Source organism: Microbispora bryophytorum (assembly GCF_043197435.1).
Classification (GTDB): domain Bacteria; phylum Actinomycetota; class Actinomycetes; order Streptosporangiales; family Streptosporangiaceae; genus Microbispora; species Microbispora bryophytorum.
The window spans coordinates 37,382-56,254 of sequence record NZ_JBICTF010000014.1 but is presented as its reverse complement, the minus strand read 5'-3'; the positions used below and the strand labels follow the sequence as shown (position 1 = coordinate 56,254).

Here is an 18,873-nt window from a genome sequence, read left to right as displayed (position 1 = left end):
CGTTGATGGTAACGCTCACATATCGGTGCCGCCTCGGAGAGAGGCCGAACACGTGCGGCATCCGCGTCATCTCACAACGGAAGGACATGGCGTGAAACGAAGGCTCACCGCCATACTGGCGGCCGTTGCCCTGCCTCTGGTGGTGGCGGGCATGTTTCTCGGGGTCCGGCCCGCGGCGGCGGCATCGCTGACCCGGGTGACCGGTTTCGGCAACAACCCGACGAACCTCAACATGTACCTCTACGTGCCCGACAGAGTCGCGGCACGCCCGGCACTGCTGGTCCTGGTCCACTACTGCGGCGGATCAGCCGGCGCGATCTTCAACGGCAACGGCCACGACTACGTCACCGCCGCCGACCGATACGGCTACATCATCGTCGTCCCCGAAGCCACCCGCAGCGAGAAATGCTTCGACGTGTCCACCCCGGCCGCACTACGGCGCGACGGCGGCAGCGACTCCACCGGCATCATGGCGATGGTCTCCTACACCCGCCAGCGCTACAACGTCGACCCCTCCCGCATCGTGGTCAGCGGCTTCTCCTCCGGCGCGATGATGACCAACGTCCTGGCCGCCGAGTACCCCGACGTGTTCTCCGCCGCCTCGGCCTTCTCCGGCGTACCCGCCGGCTGCTTCGCCACCACCAACGGCTCACTGTGGAACAGCCAGTGCTCCGGCGGACAACTCATCAAAACCGCCCAGCAGTGGGGCGACCAGGCCCGGGCCATGTACTCCGGCTACACCGGCCGCTACCCCCGCATCCAACTGTGGCACGGCACCACCGACACCACCCTCGCCTACCCCAACTACGGCGAGGAGATCAAGCAGTGGACCAACCTCAACGGCCTGAGCCAGACCCCCGCCTTCACCGACCACCCACAGTCGTCATGGACCCGCACCCGCTACGGCAACACCTCCACCCAGGCCACCGTCGAAGGCATCAGCATCTCCGGCGTCGGCCACCAACTGCCGATGAACGGCCAACTCGCCTACGCCATCTCCTTCCTCGGCCTCGACGGCACCACAACCCCATCCCCCTCACCCAGCCCGTCGGCGCCCGCATCGCCCAGTCCGTCGGTGACCCCGACCTCCGGCGGCGGTAGCGGGGCGATCAAGGGGGTGGCCTCGGGCCGCTGCCTGGACGTGCCCAGCGCGAGCACCGCGGACGGCACGCAGGTGCAGATCTGGGACTGCAACGGCCAGACCAACCAGACCTGGGCCTCCACCTCCGCCGGTGAGATCCGGGTGTACGGCAACAAGTGCCTCGACGCGGCCGGCACCGGCACCGGCGCCAAGGTGCAGATCTACTCCTGCTGGGGCGGCGACAACCAGAAGTGGCGGGTGAACTCGGACGGCTCCATCCAGGGCGTCCAGTCCGGGTTGTGCCTCGACGCCGTCGGCGCCGCCAACAGCAACGGCACCAAGATCCAGCTGTACTCCTGCCACGGCGGCACCAACCAGAAGTGGACCTGGGCCCGATAGCCCCACTCGACACACCTCCGGTGCGGCCACCCCGCCGCGCCGGAGGTCTCGACCCGCCGAGGGCTCAGGGGCTGAGCTGCTCGTGGGCCGTGCCGTGCCACTCGACGAGCAGCACGGTGGCGTCGTCGTGCAGCCGGCTGTCGTGATGTTCCATCACGGTCCGGATCAGGCGGCGCAGCGTCTCGGGCACCGGCAGGCCGGCGGCGTTCTGCCGGATCATGAACTCGACGAACCGGCCCAGCCCGAACTCGCCGCTGTCGGGGCTGCGCATCTCGGTGATGCCGTCGGTGTAGAGCAGGAGCCGGTCGCCGGGCTCCAGTTGCTCCCGGCAGAGCAGGACGGGCAGGCCGAGGTCGAGTCCCATCGGGTGGGCGGGCGGGCATTGCAGGGTGGAGATCCAGCGGCCCCGGCGGATCAGCACCGGCGCGTGGTGGCCGCGGTTGACCCAGGTGAACAGACCGGTGCCGAGGTCGAGGTCGCCGATGATCGCCGTGACGAAGCGGTCGCCCCGGCCGAACTCGTCGATCAGCACCCGCTCGATCGCCTCGCTGTTGCGCACCAGGCTCGCACCCTGCCGCCACTGGTTGCGGCAGGCGGCCACCGCGAGGTTCGCGGTCAGTCCGGCCGACACGTCGTGCCCCATCGCGTCGAAGATCGCCACGTGCACCTGCTCGCCGGAGGTGGAGTAGTCGAACGCGTCGCCGCCGATCTCGTACGCCGGCTCAAGCACCGCGCCGATCGTCACCGAGGGGGTGGCGAAGGTCATCGGCGGCATCAGGTTCCACTGCATCTCGGCCGCCACGTTCATCGGGCGGCTCCGGACGAGGCGTGCGTGGCAGTCGCTGAAGGAGCGCTTGCTGACGACGACCAGCGCGAGCAGGGACGCGATGTGCCGCATGCGCTCCTCGACGTCGTCGCCCTCCGACTCGGGGGTCATGTGGAGCACGCCGAGGCGCTCGGTGCCGTCCAGCAGGGGAACCCACCACTGGCGCGGACCGCCGCCCTCCGGCCCGTTCCGCAGCATGCGGACCTCCTGGAAGGCGCGCCCGGCGAGCGTGGTGTCGATCTTCAGCTCCTCCGGCTGGGCGTCCGCTTCGCCGTGGCCGCACAGCCGGCGCAACACGCTCTGCTGAAGGTCGGCCAGGTAGACACCGATCCCCTTGAACCCCGCCTCGCGTCCGTGGCGGTCGATCAGCGACGGGATGTCCTCGAACGCGACCAGATGGCTGCCCTCCAGCATGCCCGTCAACGCGCGCGACAGCCCGTGAGAAGAGGGGATGCCCTGCTCCATCTGCCCACCCCCGTGGTCCTTGACCACCTACCCACGATGGGCCCCTACCCGTGGTGCGAGCCGCGATGCCATGACATTTTGAGAAACGAATTACCGCAGTAACGGGCGACCCGGCGGCACGTTCAGTCGAAGAACCGGGCCAGCCGCCGCTCGCAGGCGGGCTCCTGGCCGTCCACGGCCGGAACCAGGTCCGCGAAAACCGTGGACTCGTCGCGCGTGACCAGCAGCGGATACCAGCACCGGCCCGCGTCGTCGGGCCGGCACAGGTGCTTGAACGTCTGCACGTCGATCAGCCGGACGTGCGTGGGGTCGGCCACCGCGTTGACGTGCCGCCACCAGGGCGCGAGGACGTGCAGCACGCCGCCCGGCCGCAGCAGGCGGTGGCATTCGCGCAGCAGGGGCAGGTAGTCGGCCAGGTGCTCCAGCACGTGCACCACGAAGATCTGGTCCACCGACGCGTCCGCCAGCGGCACCCCGTGGGCCAGGTCGGCCAGCACGTCGATCACCGGGCCGGGGCGCAGGTCGACGCCGATGTTGGCGGGGTGCTGCTTGGTGCCGCCGCAGCCGAGATCGACGACCCGGGGCGGGGCACCGGCCACCCGCACCCGGTCCCACACCGCCAGCACCCCGGCCAGGTGGCCGAGACGCTCGCGCAGCACGGCGAGGTCGGCGGCGGCCGGCACGTCGCCCTCGACGTGGGCCACCCCGCCGTCGAAACGGACCCGCACGTCCAGGCCGCGCAGCCGGGAATCGTGCGCCAGGAGGTCGGCCGCCGCCTCGTCGAGGTCCCGGTCGACCAGGTCACGCCGACGCATGTCCATGCCGTCCACTCCTCGCTCCGATCACCTGTCGTCTACCCCCGGGAGGCCCGGGCGTACGCATGAGAGGCCTTTGCGAGGATGAATGAAGGCCGTACGACGGGGGCAGGTGAGCGGTCATGGGTGATCCGCGGGCCGGGGGGACCGGCGGACAGCGGCGAGGACATGTGGGAGGAGACGCGGACGTGGTTGCGGACAGATCCGGAGCGCGGGACGCGAGGGGCGCCTCGCCCGAGCCGCTGACACCGGAACCGGACGACGAGGGCCTGGAGACGATGATCGGCGATGTGTCCGACATCGAGACGCCGGCCGCCGAGACGCCGCCCGCGACCGGGGAGGAGTCGGCGATGCCCGAGCCCGAGCCCGACATCGGCCCGACCTCCTGAGCCGTCCCGGCTCCGCGCGGGTGGGAGGGCGGTCTCGGCCGACTCGGCGGCAGGGCTCGCCCTCAGGATCAGGTGTGCGAACCCTCCGCAGGTGAGACCGGCTGCGGGGAGCACATGCCATCCCGAGAACGCGTACGGCCGGTTGGCCGCGCGTTCACGGGTGGCCGACCAGCTCCACCGTGCCGCGTGCGCCGTCCACTCTGATCCTGTCGCCGTCGCGGACCCGCGTGGTGGCGTTGCCGGTGCCCACGACGGCGGGAATGCCCAGCTCGCGGGCCACGATGGAGGCGTGCGACAGCGGCGCCCCTACGTCGGTGACCACCGCCGCCGCGCGCGGGAACAGCGGCGTCCAGCCCACGTTGGTGAGAGTGGTGACCAGGATCTCGCCGGGCTGGAGCCGTTCCCCGTCCTCGGGCCGGGCGATCACCCTGGCGACTCCCTCGACCACGCCGGGCGCGCCGGGGAAGCCGGTCACGGTGTCCACGGCCGGGGGGACCGCGCCGCGGGCGTCGTGGACGTCGGCGCGCCTGCCGGGGTCGGCCGCCCAGCGAACGGGGTCGAACCGGCCCACGATGAGCGTCGGGTACGGCGGGAGCGCAGCGTACATCTCGTATGTCGCCCGCCGCACGGGCACCCGTTCCAGCGGCGTGGCGTCGCCGCGGAGCAGGGCGAGTAGCTCGTCGAGGTAGAGGTGGAACAGGTCGTCTCCGTGGCCCGTCAGCTCGCCGGCCCGCAGAACGAAGTCCCGCAGCACCCAGAACGCGCGGATGACCTCCGACCGGGTGGCCTCGCGGTCGCGCACCACCCCGGCCCAGCGCGCGACCCTGGCCCGCATCCCGGCCTCGCGGCGGGGGTGGCGCCGGGCGAACCGCGCCCACGCCTCCTCCCTGGCCTCGCGCTGCCGGGCCAGCAGGACGTCCGCGTCGGCCCGTGTGTCCCGCAGCCCCGCGAGCTGAGCGTCGATCCAGGCGGGGTCCTCCCCGGGGCGCGGGACGGACACCTCGAACTCGTGCGGGCCGCGGTGGCCGTAGAGCCTGGTGAAGGTCTCCCTGGTGATCTCGCCGGAGGCCAGCCGGCCCAGCCCCGTGATCAGGCCGAGGCTGGCCAGCTCGCCCTCGCCGCCCGCGCCCGTAAGGATGGCGTCTGCGTCGGTCTCGCCCACCAGCTTGCGCAGGCTGCCGCGGGTGAGGACGAGCGTGCCGCCGTCCTGCCGGCCCGCGGCCTCCAGCATGCGGCAGGCCGTGCGGAAATGCGGCTCGACGGCCCGCGACCACAGGCCGGCCAGTTCCGGCGCCGACGAGGTGGACCGGATCGCGGCGCGCAGTTCCTCGCATCGCTCCAGGGAGGTGGACAGGAAGGCCCGCATGCCTCCGAGGCTCGCCCTGACCCTGCGCCGGCGGCGTACGGCCAAGGGCACCACCGTTGTGATGATCTGCCACCGGGACATCTCGAGCGGCGGCACGTCCAGGCCCGGCGGCAGCTTGCCGAAGACCTGCTCGATCGCACCGAGCCTGCTCCCCATGCCCAACGCCCGGGCGACGGAGACCGCGATGCTCAGGTTCATGTAGAAACGGCCGCCGATGTTGCCGACCAGGTCGAAGCCGGGCAGCGCGGAGGCCGACATGGCCTCGTTGATGAACAGACGGACGAACGACCAGGTGATGGGCGTCATGACGTCGGGGATGGCCTCCCCGAGGTTGCCGGACGTCCACAGGTAGTCGCGCTTGAGGCTGTCGTTCCACTCCTCCACCCGTGACCCGGAAGCGGTGATCGGGCGGGCCTGGACGAGGGCGAACGTGCCCGCGCGCATGGTCCATTCCACGTCCATCGGCGTGCCGTACAGGGCCTGGACGCGCGCTCCCAGCTCGGCCAGCGCCAGGGCCTGCGCCCCGGACAGGACGGGAGCCCGGCGCATGTCCTCGGGGACCGGCTCCTCGCGGGTGCCGCCGGGGGCGCGGACGGTCATGACGGTCTTGTCGCCGGTCCGCTCCTCGACGACCGCGGCGCCGGAGACGACGACCGTGTCGGGGATGACATGGCCGCCGACCACGGCCTCGCCCAGGCCCCACGACGCATTGATCACGGTCCTGTCGTGCGCGCCGGTGACGGGGTCGGCGGTGAACATGACGCCCGCCGCGTCGGCGTCCACGAGCTCCTGCACCACGACCGCCAGGGCGACGTCGTCGTGTGGCACGCCGTTCTGCTCCCGGTAGGCGATGGCGCGGGAGTTCCAGAGGGAGGCCCAGCAGCGCTTGACCGCGTCGAGCAGCTCATCGGCTCTGACGTTGAGGAAGGAGTCCTGCTGCCCGGCGAACGACATGCCGGGAAGGTCCTCAGCGGTGGCGGACGAGCGCACGGCCACCGGGACGTCGTCGCCCAGTGCCGCATGAGCGGCGCGGATCTCCGCGGCGATCGGCTCGGGAAGCTCGCGCCCGGCGAACAGGGCGGCGATCCGCTCGGCGTCGCCCGCCGCGGCGGCGGCCAGCGTCTCCTCGCGGAAGTCCGCTACGAAGGCCCGGTAGGCCTCGGTGGTGATGTGGAAGCCGCCGGGGACGGGCAGCCCTGCCCGTGCGAGGGTGGCCAGCGAGGCGCCCTTCCCGCCCACGGTGGCGAGGTCGGCGCCGGTGTCGTCCAGGGGGATGACGACCTTCATGTCACACGCTCCTCGGAGAGCTCAGGGAGTCCGCCAGCTTGCGCCGGGCGACGTAAGTCATCGAGTCGAGATAGTCGAGGGTGGCCCGTTCCACAGCCTCTACGGCGTCATCCGGCAGCGCCCGTCCGGTGCCGATGGCGCGCTCGACCATGTCGGCGAGCAGCGGGGCGAGTCGCTCCTCCGGGGGAGGCCCGCCGGGGAGCATCCCCGGCACGGTGAGGAACCCGTAAATGATCGAGCCGATCACCAGGACGTGGTCGCCCGACAGGTCCCTGGCCGCGCCCACCTGTATCAGCGCGGCGTAGTAGGCGTCCAACGCCTCGCCCGGGTTCACCGCGCCGGGGCCGTGCCGCCTCTGCCGGACGAGCTTGCCGAGCACCTCCGAGTCGCCGACGAGCGCCGCCTTGAGCAACGGCCGGCGCAGCAAGCCCGCGGCGATCCCGGCGAACAGTTCACGCGGGGTGGCGGGACCGCTCCGCCGCACCTCCTCGAGCATCCGCACCCGCTCCCGGCGCAGTAACGCGGCGAAGAGCGCGTCGCGCGTTCTCCAGTGCAGGTAGATGGTGCCCTTGGCGACACCGGCCTGCTTGGCGACGTCGTCGATCGTCGTCTTGTCGTAGCCCCACCGGCCGATCAGCTCCGCGGCGGCGTCGAGGATGCGGTTCGCCCGCTCCACCTGGCGCGCCGGATCCTGCGGGGGCCGTCCTACTTTGGTCATCCGCCCATCCTCATTGATTGACTAGATGACGCTATATGGTCAATTAATTGGGTGCAAGAGTGCCGCGAGTCCGATCGGGCCGACCGGCCGCTCTCAGGGGCCGGCCCGGCCCGCGGTGGGTTTGATCCAGTCGAAGGAGCGCTCGACCGCCCGCCGCCAGTTGTCGTACTCGTCCGCGCGCCGCTTCGGGTCCATCGCCGGCGTCCACTGCGCGGCGCGGTGCCAGTTGCGCCGCAGGCCCTCCAGGTCGGGCCAGTAGCCGACGGCGAGCCCGGCGGCATACGCCGCGCCGAGGGAGACGGTCTCCGCGACCATGGGCCGGACCACCGGCACGTCCAGCACGTCGGCGATGAACTGCATGAGCAGGTTGTCGGACGTCATGCCGCCGTCGACCTTGAGAGTGGTAAGGGCGATGCCCGCGTCGGCGTTCATGGCGTCGACCACCTCGCGGGTCTGCCAGCCCGTGGCCTCCAGCACCGCGCGGGCGAGGTGGCCCTTCGTGATGTACGAGGTGAGCCCGACGATGACACCGCGGGCCTCGCTGCGCCAGTGGGGCGCGAACAGCCCGGAGAACGCCGGGACGATGTAGCAGCCGCCGTTGTCGTCGACCGTGCGTGCGAGGGTCTCGATCTCCGGTGCGGTGCCGATGATCCCGAGCCCGTCCCTGAACCACTGCACGAGCGCGCCGGTGATCGCGATGGAGCCCTCCAGGGCGTACACCGCGGGCTGGTCGCCGATCTGGTAGCCGACCGTGGTGAGCAGGCCGTGGGTGGAGGCGACCGGCTCGGTGCCGGTGTTGAGCAGCAGGAAGGCGCCCGTGCCGTAGGTGCACTTGGCCTCGCCGCGGTGGAAGCAGGTCTGCCCGAACAGCGCGGCCTGCTGGTCGCCGAGCGCCGCGGAGATCCGCACGCCGGGCAGCACCCGCCGGGCCACGCCGTACGTCTCGCTGGACGGGCGGATCTCCGGCAGCATCGCGCGGGGGATGCCGAAGAAGCCGAGCAGGACCGGGTCCCAGTCGAGGTCGCGCAGGTTCATCAGCAAGGTTCGGCTGGCGTTGGTCACGTCGGTGACGTGAACGCCGCCGTCCGGGCCGCCGGTGAGGTTCCAGATGAGCCAGCTCTCCATCGTGCCGAACAGGACCTCGCCGCGCTCGGCGCGCTCGCGCAGCCCGTCGGTGTCGTCCAGCAGCCAGCGGACGGTGGGGGCGGAGAAGTAGGTGGCCAGAGGGAGGCCGCAGCGCTCACGCACCACGTGCGCGTCGGGGTGGCGGGACAGCTCGTCGACCAGGGTGCCGGTCCGGGTGTCCTGCCAGACGACGGCGGGGGTGACCGGGACGCCCGTGCGCCGGTCCCACAGCACCGTCGTCTCCCGCTGGTTGGCGATGCCGACGGCGGCGACCTCGCCGGGCCCGATGCCCGCCTGGGCGAGCGCCTGCGGGCCGATCCGCTCCAGGTTGCGCAAGATCTCGACGGCGTCGTGCTCCACCCATCCGGGACGCGGGAAGTGCTGCTTGTGCTCCCGCTGCGTCACCGAGACCAGCCGGCCGCGCTGGTCGAACAGGATGCACCGGGTCGAGGTGGTGCCTTGGTCGATGGACATCACGTAGCGCTGGGTCACGGCGGTCTACCTTCGGGCGGCGAATGCGGTGTGGGGGTGGGGAGGGTCACCAGCGGGAGGCGCCGAGGTCGCGGGAGACGGCCCGCGCCGCGTCGCGCACGTAGCCCACCAGTTCTGGCCGGGGACGCCCGCCGGAGTCACAGATCCGCTCGGTGGCGCCGGAGACGCCCATCGCGCCCACCACGAGTCCCCCGTACCCCCTGATGGGGGCGGCCACCCCCGCCTCGCCCATGCCGGCCTCGTCGGCGTCCGACGCCCAGCCGTGCTCGCGCACGGTCGCGAGCATGCGCGACATCTCCCGCTGCGTGCGCGCGGTGCGGCGGGTGAACTGCTCCAGCTCTCCGTCCCGTACGGCGTCGTGCAGTGCGGCGGCCGCGTTGGCGTCGAAGGCGAGCAGCACCTTGCCGATCGCCGTGGCGTGCAGGGGCAGGAGCATGCCGACGTCGAGGGTCTGCAGGCTGTCGTCGGGCCGGAAGACATGGTGGACGACCAGGACCCTGCCCTGGAGGTGGGTGCCGATCCGCACCGCCTCGCCGCTGCGCGCGGCCAGGGCGTCGGCCCAGTTGATCGCCCGCGAGCGGAGCTCGTTCACGTCGAGGTAGCTGGTGCCCAGGTGCAGCAGCGCCGCGCCGAGCTGGTACTTGCCGGTCGCCTCGTCCTGCTCGACGAAGCCGACGAGCTGGAGGGTGCGCAGGATGCCGTGTGCCGTGCCGCGGGCCAGTCCCAGGGAGTTCGCGATCTCGGTGAGGCCGAGCCGCCCCGATCCCTGGGCGAGCAGCCGCAGGATCGCGGCGGCGCGCTCGATGGACTGGATCGGACCCGGCACGCACCGGATCCTAGCCATGTCGGAAGGCGTACGACAATGCCGACACCTGACCGAACCCGCTGTGGCGTACTTCTGGAAGATCTTTTGCCTACGGAGGGGTGTGCGTGAAATATGTCAGCTTGCGGCATGCCCGGGATGGAGTGCGAGGCACACAAGGGGACCAGCGTTCGACAATGCCGACGATCATTCGTTGACGCTCTCTTGGGCGACGTTTAACGTCCGGACAACCGGCGGTGCTCACAGCGAGCACCTCGGGGGACGCGACGGGCGTGGTCAAGGAGGAGACATGGCGGAAGGGCGAAGCGACCGGCGGCCACCCACTCCGTTCGGTGAGCTCGCGGCCGAGTTCGCGGGCACGGCGATCCTCATCCTGATCGGCGTCGGCGTCGTGGCCCAGGTCTCGGCCGGCGGCATCGGGGACCACGACAGCATCGCGTGGGCGTGGGGCCTGGGGGTGACCCTCGGCGTCTACACGGCCGCCCGCGTCAGCGGCGCCCACCTCAACCCGGCGGTCACGGTCGCCCTCGCCGTCTTCAAGGGCTTCTCCTGGCGGAAGGTCCTGCCGTACGCGCTGGCGCAGACCGCGGGCGCCTTCGTGGCGGCGCTGCTCGTCCGCTGGAACTACGCCGAGGTCCTGGCCAAGGCGGACCCCGGGCACACGATCAAGACGCAGGGGGTCTTCTCCACCCTCCCCGGCAACGGCACGCTGCCGGTCACCCAGTGGGGAGCGCTGCGCGACCAGATCATCGGCACGGCGATCCTGCTGTTCCTGATCTTCGCGATCTCCGACGAGCGCAACTCGGCGCCGCTCGCCAACCTCGCGCCGGTCATCATCGGCCTGCTGGTGGTCGCGATCGGCATGGCGTGGGGGACCGACGCCGGCTACGCCATCAACCCCGCCCGCGACTTCGGTCCGCGCCTCGCCTCGTTCTTCACGGGGTACGGCTCGGCGTTCCGCGACCAGTACGGTGGGCTCTACTTCTGGGTGCCGATCATCGGCCCGCTGGCCGGCGGCGTCATCGGCGCCGGGCTGTACCAGCTCCTGGTCGCCCGCTTCCTGCCGCGTACGGACGCGGCCGAGCCCGCCCGCACGCCGCAACCCGCCACGCGGGCCGGCTAGTCACCCGAGTCCCCGCTCACCGAGTTCCCAGCTCACCCGAGCCCACGCGAGACGAGAGGCGCAACGAGAATGGCAGACTACGTCGGCGCGGTCGACCAGGGGACGACCAGCACCCGATTCATGATCTTCGATCACGGGGGCAACGAGGTCGCCCGCCACCAGCTGGAACACCAGCAGATCCTGCCGCAGGCGGGCTGGGTCGAGCACAACCCGACCGAGATCTGGGAGCGCACCCGGGCGGTCGTCGAGACCGCGATGCGGACCGCGGGCCTGCATGCCTCCGACCTCGCGGCGCTCGGCATCACCAACCAGCGCGAGACCGCCGTCGTCTGGGACCGGCGCACCGGCCGCCCGTACTACAACGCCATCGTCTGGCAGGACACCCGCACCGACCGCATCGCCTCGGCGCTGGAGCGGGAGGGCAAGGGTGAGGTGATCCGGCGCAAGGCCGGACTGCCGCCCGCCACCTACTTCTCCGGCGGCAAGATCCAGTGGATTCTGGAGAACGTCCCCGGCGTCCGCGAGGCCGCCGAGCGCGGCGACGCGATCTTCGGCAATACCGACACCTGGCTGCTGTGGAACCTGACGGGCGGCGTCGACGGCGGCGTCCACGTCACCGACCCCACCAACGCCAGCCGCACGATGCTGATGAACCTGGAGACGCTCGACTGGGACGACGAGCTGCTGTCGTTCTTCGGCGTCCCGCGCCAGATGCTCCCGGAGATCCGGCCCTCCTCCAACCCCGACCTGTACGGCGTGACCCGCGCCGGCGGCCCGCTCGGCGGGGAGGTCCCCCTCGCGGGCGACCTCGGCGACCAGCAGGCCGCGACCGTCGGCCAGGTCTGCTTCGAGCCCGGCACGGCCAAGAACACCTACGGCACCGGAAACTTCCTGCTGCTCAACACCGGCACCGAGCTCGTGCGCTCCCGGAACGGCCTGCTCACCACGGTCTGCTACCAGTTCGGCTCGGCCAAGCCCGTGTACGCGCTGGAGGGGTCGATCGCGGTCACCGGCTCGGCCGTGCAGTGGCTGCGCGACCAGCTCGGGATCATCTCGGGGGCGTCGCAGAGCGAGGCGCTCGCCCGGCAGGTCGAGGACAATGGCGGCGTCTACTTCGTGCCCGCGTTCTCCGGCCTGTTCGCGCCCTACTGGCGGTCCGACGCCCGGGGCGCCATCGTCGGGCTGTCCCGCTACAACACCAACGCCCACCTGGCCCGCGCCACGCTCGAGTCGATCTGCTACCAGACCAAGGACGTGGTCGGCGCGATGGAGCAGGACTCCGGCGTCGTCCTCGACGTGCTGCGGGTGGACGGCGGTGTGACGGCCAACGAGCTGTGCATGCAGATGCAGGCCGACATCCTCGGCGTCCCGGTGTCGCGTCCGGTGGTGGCCGAGACCACCGCGCTCGGGGCCGCGTACGCCGCCGGTCTGGCCGTCGGCTTCTGGAAGTCCACCGACGACCTGAAGCGGAACTGGCACGAGGACCGCCGCTGGGAGCCCACCTGGAGCGACGAGCAGCGCGAGCGCGGCTACGCCGGATGGCGCAAGGCCGTCCAGCGGACGCTCGACTGGGTCGACGTCGACTGAGCCGGCCCACAGAACAGGGCCGCCTGGCAGAACGAGGGCCGCCTGGCAGAACGAGGGCCGGCTGACAAGAACGAGGGAGTCAACACCGATATGTCTGTACCCATGGGTCCCCGCGCTCGGGAGGCGGCGCTGCGGAGGCTGGCCGAGGACGAGTTCGACGTCCTCGTCGTCGGCGGCGGGGTGGTCGGCGCCGGGGTCGCGCTCGACGCGGTCTCGCGCGGTCTGTCCGTCGCGCTGGTGGAGGCCCGTGACCTCGCGGCCGGCACTTCGAGCCGGTCGAGCAAGCTGATCCACGGCGGGCTGCGCTACCTGGAGCAGCTCGACTTCCGGCTGGTGCGGGAGGCGCTCAGGGAACGGGGCCTGCTGGTGACCCGGCTGGCCCCGCACCTGGTGCGTCCGGTGCCCTTCCTGCTGCCGCTGCGTCACCGCGTGTGGGAGCGCGGCTACGTCGGCGCGGGCGTGCTGCTCTACGACACGCTCGGCGGCGCCCGCGTGCTGCCGCGGCACCGCCAGCTCAGCCACAGCCGGGCCCTGCGCGAGGCTCCCGGCCTGCGCAGCGACGCGCTCGTCGGGGCGATCCAGTACTACGACGCCCAGGTCGACGACGCCCGCTTCACGATGACGGTGGCCCGTACGGCCATGCAGTACGGCGCGTGCGTCACCACCCGCGCGAAGGTCACCGGGTTCCTGCGCGACACGCTCTCGGACGGAGGGGGCCGGGTCGTCGGCGCGCTGGTGCGCGACCTGGAAAGCGGCGCCGAGCTGCGGGTGAGGGCCCGTCAGGTGATCAACGCCACCGGTGTGTGGACCGACGAGATCCAGCGGCTCGCGGGGGCGTCGCCGGGCACGCGGGGGTCGGTGACCGTCCAGGCCTCCAAGGGCGTGCACCTCGTCGTGCCCAGGGAGAAGATCCGCCTCGACACCGGGCTGATCCTGCGTACCGAGAAGAGCGTGCTGTTCGTCATCCCCTGGGGTCCGCACTGGATCGTCGGCACCACCGACACCCCCTGGGACCTGGACAAGGTCGAGCCGGCGCCCACCCGGGCCGACATCGACTACATCCTGGAGCACGTCAACGCCGTGCTGCGGACGCCGCTCACCCACGACGACATCGAGGGCGTCTACGCGGGCCTGCGCCCGCTGCTGGCCGGGTCGGCATCGCGGTCGCAGACCGTCAAGCTGTCCAGGGAGCACGCGGTCATCCGGCCCGAGCCCGGCCTGGTCATCGTCGCGGGCGGCAAATACACCACCTATCGCGTGATGGCCAAGGATGCGGTCGACGTCGCGGTGGCCGGCCTCGGCCAGAAGGTGCCCGCGTCGGTCACCGACCGCGTCCCGGTCCTCGGGGCCGCCGGGTTCGAGGCGCTGCGCAACAACAGGCGCCGCCTGGCCGGGCGCGCGGGGCTGCCCGTCGCGCGGGTCGAGCACCTGCTCGGCCGGTACGGCTCCTGCGTCGAGGAGGTGCTCGCGCTCGTCGAGGCCGACCCCGGGCTGGGCGACCCGATCCCCGGCGCGGAGGGCTATCTCAAGGCCGAGGCCGTGTACGCGGTCACCCACGAGGGGGCGCTGCACCTGGAGGACGTGCTGGTCCGGCGCACCCGGGTCTTCATCGAGGAACGGGACCACGGGCTCGCGGCGGCCCCCGTGGTCGCCGCGCTGATCGCGCCCGCCCTCGGCTGGGACGACGACCGGGTGCGCGCGGAGATCGACGCCTACCGGTCCGGCGTGGAGGCCGACCTCGCGGCGCAGCGTGAGATCGACGACACCGCGGCCAACGCCGTACGCCTCGCCGCGGCCGCCCCGGCCGGCCAGGTGGCCTGACGGTGCGCGGCGGCCTCGGCCTGTCTTCGACCGGCCGAGGCCGCCGTGCCGGTCATTCCTGGGGCGCTTCTTCGACCGTCACATCGAGGGTGGCCGTCGTCGGCAGGCCCGCCCGGTCGCCGTCGAACTCAACGCGATACGAGTACTCGCCCGCCTCGGCGGGTGTATCCCTGAAGCGGAATCGTCCGTCCGGGGTGATGGAGGACACGGGCGGCAGCGCGGTGACCACGGTGCCATTGCTGTTGGTGACCTCGCGCAGGATCCTCAACGGGGTGGAGGAACGCACGGGTTGACCGCCCATGGAAAGCACACCGCTGAACGTGAGTTGTGTGCCGAGAATGCCAGTCTCCGGTCCGGACAGGGTGATCGACGACACTGCCTTGACCAAGGTGACGGTGGCCGAGGCGGCGCTCCAGTGCACGGTCGGACTCCCGTTCCAGATCACGTCATATCTGATCACCCCCGCGCTTCTCGGTTGGTCCTTGAAGGTGAACGTGCCGTCCTCCGCCGTCGTCGCTCCGAAGGTGAGTTTGGCGCTGTCGTTCACGTAGCGGGTCACCGAAAGTGGCTGCTCACCCGGAGCCGAGCCGTCGGGCAGCGTGAGCCGGCCGGTCAGGGTGAGGACGTCGGCCCCGGTCCCGGTGGACGGAGCCGTCAGGGTCAGCGTGGATTCCGGGAGCGCGCCGGTTTCCAGCCGCCACAGGTGCAGATGGTGGGTAGCCAGGTCCTTCCATATGGCGAAGAGGTCGTTACCCGAGAACGTGAGACTCTGCAGGTCCATAAAAGCGCCATGGTCCCTGAGCGTGCCGGTGTAGACCGGGGTCGTCGTCGCGCTGTCGTACAAGGTCACGACCAGACCTGACTTGGTCCCGCGCCCGCCCGCGACGTGAGTTCCGTCCGGGCTGACCGCGACGACCGGCGCGTAGTAGCCGGAGGACGGATCCGGGCCGTAGGCGTGGACCTCTTGCAGGCTGGTCGTGTCCCAGGCCAAGTATTCGGCCGAATTGAGGAATGCCGCGATGATGGTCGAACCGTCCGGTGTGATGGCGAGGTCTCCCAGGAAGCCCGCGTGGTAGTCGTGGCCGTCGATGATGCCGCGCAGGGTGGTATGGAACGCGTTCACGTCGTACACGCTCAGGGTGGCCGGGGAGAGCGCATCGCCGACCACCAGAGTGTTTCCGGCGGCGGCGACCTTGGGGCTGGCATAGGTCGATGCCACCCGGATCAGCCGTGATCGGTGTCCGGACGCCATGTCGATGCCGACGACACCGCCATCCCATTGGTCGCACCCGTATCCCACCCAGAGCCATCTGCCCGACAGCGCCAAGTTCGTCGGGCATGGGTATTCGGCCAGGCTGATCTCCCGGGTGGTGTCGAGAGTGGTGGTGTCGAGCTCCATGACCTCGTTCGGATCGCGTAGTGCCGCATACAGCCGTGTGCCGTCCGGCGTGATGGCAAGGCTCCGCGCGGACAGGCCGTCGACAGCGGTGTTGAACGTGCCGTTGGCGTTGACGACAAGAATTCGGTCGCCCCCGGCGATGAAGGCCTTTCCTCCGCCCGCGACCACGTCACCGCCGCTCGTGATGCCCAGGTCGGTCGTGATGTCGGCGGCCGAGGCGGCCGGTGCGTGCACGACAAAAAGGCCGGCTGTCACCGCCAAAGTGGTTGCGAGGCAGGCCAGCAGCCGGGTGATTGACGACTTATGGAATCCGCCGCTCTCTTCGCGGGGCGACGAGCGCCCGGGAATTCCTGATTCCGATGTGCTGGAACGACTGGGACGTTTCCGAGGGAATGTGATAATCACGACAGTGATCTAGCCATGTCCATCCCGATCACGTCAAGGCGATTTCGCCTCGTACGCTGGCGTATTCGTGCGTTACGACCCGCCGGGCGTATCCATTTCAGGGATGGCCGTTTGGGAGAGCACATCGAGAAGGCGTTCGGGCGTGTTCACCACGGCGATGAGGCCGGGATCGGCGAAGTCGGCCGCCTCGCCGAACCCCCACGTCACGGCGATGGTCCGCACACCGCAGGCGGCCGCGCCGGCGACGTCCTCCCTGCGGTCGCCGATCATGACGGTCGCCTCGGGCGGAGCGCCGAGGGTGTCGAGCGCGTGCCGGACGACGTCCGCCTTGTGCCGTCGTGACCCGTCGAGCGTCGCCCCGGCCACGTAGGCGAAGAAGCCGTCGAGCCCGAAGTGCACCAGGATCTTCTCCGCGTAGACGGCCGGTTTCGAGGTCGCCACCGCCAGGGTCCAGCCGTCGGCGATGAGCGCCTCCAGTACGGCGGGGATCCCCTCGATGACCTCGTTCTCGAACATCCCGTCGGTGTAGCGCTCGCGGTACGCGTGGATCGCCTCGTCGACACGCTCTGGCGGCACGCCGAGCAGGAGGAATCCCTCCGGAAGGGGAGGGCCGATCATGGCGCGGAGTCGCTCGGCCTCCACCTCCGCAATCCCGACCGCGGACAGGGCGTGCCGCAGCGAGGCGACGATGCCGGTCTCGGGGTCGGTCAGCGTGCCGTCGAGGTCGAAGAGGCAGTATCGGGTCACGTACGGCTGTCCGTTCAGGGTCGGTGTTCAGGCGAGCACGGCGTCGAGCAGCAGGGAACCGGCGCCGAGCAGGGCGGCGTCGGGTCCCGACCGGGAGGTGGAGATCTCCAGGTCGCGGGTGGCCAGCGGCAGGCACCGCTCGTACACCGCCGCGCGGATCGACGCGATCAGCGGCTCGGCCGGCGACAGGCTGCCCCCGACCACGATCGCGTCGGGATTGATGAAGTTCACCAGCACGGTCAGCACCTCGCCGATGAGCCGGCCGGCGTTGCGGACCAGGGCGGTGGCCTCGGGCACCCCGTCCTCGACCAGCGCGACGACGTCGGCCGGCCGCCGCACCGGGATGCCCTGCTCGTTGAGCACGCTCATCAGGGCCGCGCCGCTGGCGTAGGCCTCCAGGCAGTCGTCGTGCCCGCAGGAGCAGGTGACCGACGAGTCGCTCCTGACCCGCACGTGGCTGATGTCGCCGGCCGCGCCCCGCCCCCGGTGGAGCGCGCCGTTCACCATCACGCCGCAGCCGATGCCGCTGCCGGCCTTGAGCACCATCAGCGTCTCGCACTTGGGCCACGACCTGGCCTCCCCGGCCGCCATGAGGTTGGCGTCGTTCTCCACCAGCACCGGCAGGTCGAAGTGCGCGCCGAGGCGCTCCGCGACGGGGAAGTTGTTCCAGCCCGGCATGCGCGAGGGCGCCACGACCCGGCCGGTCGCCGGGTCCACAGGACCGGGGATGCCCGTGCCGACCCCGCGCAGCGGGACCCCGGGCGGGCCGTGCGTGGACAGCAGGTCCTCGAACGCGGCGGCCATCCCGTCGATGGTCGCCTCGGGGCCGTCCGCGATCTCGCAGGGGCGCTCCTCGACCACCAGCGGGGTGCCGCTGAGGTCGAGGAGGCCGAGGCGCGCGTGGTGGGCGCCCAGATCGGCGACCGCGAGCAGTCCCGCGCTGGGGCTGAGCCGCAGCCGGCGGGGTCGCCGCCCGCCGCGGGAGGTGCCCGCGCCCTCCTCCACCAGCAGTCCGCTGCCGATCAGTTCTTCGACGCGCAGCGAGACGCTGGAGGCCGCCAGGCCGGACAGGCGGGCGAGTTCCGCCCGCGACTCGGCGTGGCCGGCGGCGACGAGGCGCAGGAGGTCGCCCTGCGCCCCCCGCACCGGCAACCTCTCTTTGCCTGGCATGGAGGAAGGAATACCACGGCTTGACTTTGTCCGCCAACGCGTTGACTTCGACCAGAATCATCCATTACGGTCCGCCGTATCTTCGATTTCGAAGGAAGATGGCGATGATTCGGGTACGAGGCCTCAACAAGTGGTTCGGTGAGCACCACGTGCTGCACGATGTCGACCTCGACGTGGCACGCGGCGAGGTCGTGGTGGTGATCGGGCCCTCCGGGTCCGGCAAGTCGACGCTGTGCCGGTGCCTCAACCGGCTGGAGGCGGCCGACTCGGGCGAGATCCTCGTCGACGGGGTGCCCGTGCCCGCGGAGGGCCGCGAGCTGGCCCGGCTGCGGGCCGACGTGGGGATGGTCTTCCAGAGCTTCAACCTCTTCCAGCACAAGACCGTGCTGGAGAACGTGATGCTCGCGCCGATGAAGGTGCGCGGCGTGAGCCGGGCCGAGGCCGGGCGGACCGCCCACGAGCTGCTGGCCCGGGTCGGCATCGCCGAGCAGGCCGGCAAGCAGCCCGCACGGCTGTCGGGCGGCCAGCAGCAGCGCGCCGCCATCGCCCGCGCGCTCGCCATGCGGCCCAAGGCCATGCTCTTCGACGAGCCCACCTCGGCGCTCGACCCGGAGATGGTCGGCGAGGTCCTCGACGTGATGACGGGCCTGGCCGCCGACGGCATGACCATGGTCGTCGTCACCCACGAGATGGGGTTCGCACGCCGCGCGGCCGACCGCGTGGTGTTCATGGACGGCGGCCGGATCGTCGAGACGGGGGAGCCGAACGCCTTCTTCGACTCCCCCCGGACCGATCGGGCCAGGGACTTCCTGGCCAAGGTACTCACGCACTGATC

The 18,873-nt window shown here is 71.2% G+C and carries 15 protein-coding genes; 6 read left to right on the top strand and 9 right to left on the bottom strand.

Going from position 1 to position 18,873, the window contains the following annotated elements; translation table 11 throughout:
- The first annotated feature begins 91 nt into the window (after nucleotides 1–91).
- The gene (locus tag ACGFIB_RS34195) at nucleotides 92–1,480 is read left to right on the top strand and encodes an extracellular catalytic domain type 1 short-chain-length polyhydroxyalkanoate depolymerase (RefSeq protein WP_393377439.1); all 1,389 of its coding nucleotides are present in this window, start codon (nucleotides 92–94) and stop codon (nucleotides 1,478–1,480) included.
- A 64-nt stretch (nucleotides 1,481–1,544) separates the two neighbouring features.
- Here the strand turns inward: ACGFIB_RS34195 and ACGFIB_RS34190 are convergent, their stop codons facing one another.
- Nucleotides 1,545–2,798, bottom strand: coding sequence for a PP2C family protein-serine/threonine phosphatase (locus ACGFIB_RS34190; RefSeq protein ID WP_393377437.1), 1,254 nt, complete (start codon nucleotides 2,796–2,798; stop codon nucleotides 1,545–1,547).
- A gap of 95 nt (nucleotides 2,799–2,893) precedes the next feature.
- Nucleotides 2,894–3,592 (bottom strand): methyltransferase domain-containing protein, encoded by a 699-nt coding sequence (locus ACGFIB_RS34185; protein WP_393377435.1) that lies wholly within the window; start codon nucleotides 3,590–3,592, stop codon nucleotides 2,894–2,896.
- Nucleotides 3,593–3,774: 182 nt separating this feature from the next.
- On the opposite strand from ACGFIB_RS34185, the gene ACGFIB_RS34180 reads away from it, so the two are divergent.
- A complete protein-coding gene (locus tag ACGFIB_RS34180) occupies nucleotides 3,775–3,975 on the top strand; it encodes a hypothetical protein (RefSeq protein WP_393377432.1) in 201 nt (66 codons plus the stop codon).
- A gap of 154 nt (nucleotides 3,976–4,129) precedes the next feature.
- On the opposite strand, the gene ACGFIB_RS34175 is transcribed toward ACGFIB_RS34180, so the two are convergent.
- From ACGFIB_RS34175 to ACGFIB_RS34160, 4 genes are all read right to left on the bottom strand, one after another.
- Nucleotides 4,130–6,628: a PEP/pyruvate-binding domain-containing protein gene (locus tag ACGFIB_RS34175; protein ID WP_393377429.1), complete on the bottom strand. Its 2,499-nt coding sequence runs from the start codon at nucleotides 6,626–6,628 to the stop codon at nucleotides 4,130–4,132.
- Nucleotide 6,629: 1 nt separating this feature from the next.
- On the bottom strand, nucleotides 6,630–7,346 hold the full coding sequence (locus tag ACGFIB_RS34170) for a TetR/AcrR family transcriptional regulator (protein ID WP_393377426.1): 717 nt from the start codon (nucleotides 7,344–7,346) through the stop codon (nucleotides 6,630–6,632).
- A gap of 93 nt (nucleotides 7,347–7,439) precedes the next feature.
- Nucleotides 7,440–8,963: a glycerol kinase GlpK gene (glpK, locus tag ACGFIB_RS34165; protein WP_393377424.1), complete on the bottom strand. Its 1,524-nt coding sequence runs from the start codon at nucleotides 8,961–8,963 to the stop codon at nucleotides 7,440–7,442.
- Between the two features lie 46 nt (nucleotides 8,964–9,009).
- Nucleotides 9,010–9,789: an IclR family transcriptional regulator gene (locus tag ACGFIB_RS34160; protein ID WP_142575894.1), complete on the bottom strand. Its 780-nt coding sequence runs from the start codon at nucleotides 9,787–9,789 to the stop codon at nucleotides 9,010–9,012.
- A 286-nt stretch (nucleotides 9,790–10,075) separates the two neighbouring features.
- On the opposite strand from ACGFIB_RS34160, the gene ACGFIB_RS34155 reads away from it, so the two are divergent.
- The 3 genes from ACGFIB_RS34155 (at nucleotide 10,076) to ACGFIB_RS34145 (ending at nucleotide 14,317) form a co-directional block, all read left to right on the top strand.
- Nucleotides 10,076–10,909, top strand: coding sequence for an MIP/aquaporin family protein (locus ACGFIB_RS34155; RefSeq protein WP_357170504.1), 834 nt, complete (start codon nucleotides 10,076–10,078; stop codon nucleotides 10,907–10,909).
- A gap of 69 nt (nucleotides 10,910–10,978) precedes the next feature.
- Complete coding sequence (gene glpK / locus ACGFIB_RS34150) at nucleotides 10,979–12,496, top strand: glycerol kinase GlpK (protein ID WP_142575898.1); 1,518 nt, start codon at nucleotides 10,979–10,981, stop codon at nucleotides 12,494–12,496.
- Nucleotides 12,497–12,586: 90 nt separating this feature from the next.
- Nucleotides 12,587–14,317, top strand: a complete 1,731-nt coding sequence (locus ACGFIB_RS34145) for a glycerol-3-phosphate dehydrogenase/oxidase (RefSeq protein ID WP_393377422.1) — start codon at nucleotides 12,587–12,589, stop codon at nucleotides 14,315–14,317.
- Between the two features lie 52 nt (nucleotides 14,318–14,369).
- On the opposite strand, the gene ACGFIB_RS34140 is transcribed toward ACGFIB_RS34145, so the two are convergent.
- The 3 genes from ACGFIB_RS34140 to ACGFIB_RS34130 form a co-directional block, all read right to left on the bottom strand.
- On the bottom strand, nucleotides 14,370–15,971 hold the full coding sequence (locus tag ACGFIB_RS34140) for a WD40 repeat domain-containing protein (RefSeq protein ID WP_393377419.1): 1,602 nt from the start codon (nucleotides 15,969–15,971) through the stop codon (nucleotides 14,370–14,372).
- Nucleotides 15,972–16,193: 222 nt separating this feature from the next.
- Nucleotides 16,194–16,868, bottom strand: coding sequence for an HAD hydrolase-like protein (locus ACGFIB_RS34135; protein WP_393377417.1), 675 nt, complete (start codon nucleotides 16,866–16,868; stop codon nucleotides 16,194–16,196).
- 27 nt (nucleotides 16,869–16,895) lie between these two features.
- Nucleotides 16,896–18,038, bottom strand: coding sequence for an ROK family protein (locus ACGFIB_RS34130; protein WP_357266358.1), 1,143 nt, complete (start codon nucleotides 18,036–18,038; stop codon nucleotides 16,896–16,898).
- 104 nt (nucleotides 18,039–18,142) lie between these two features.
- Between ACGFIB_RS34130 and ACGFIB_RS34125 the strand changes: the two genes are divergently transcribed.
- Nucleotides 18,143–18,871 carry an amino acid ABC transporter ATP-binding protein gene (locus tag ACGFIB_RS34125; protein ID WP_142575906.1) on the top strand — a complete coding sequence of 243 codons (729 nt, stop codon included), beginning with the start codon at nucleotides 18,143–18,145 and terminating at the stop codon, nucleotides 18,869–18,871.
- Nucleotides 18,872–18,873: the final 2 nt, after the last annotated feature.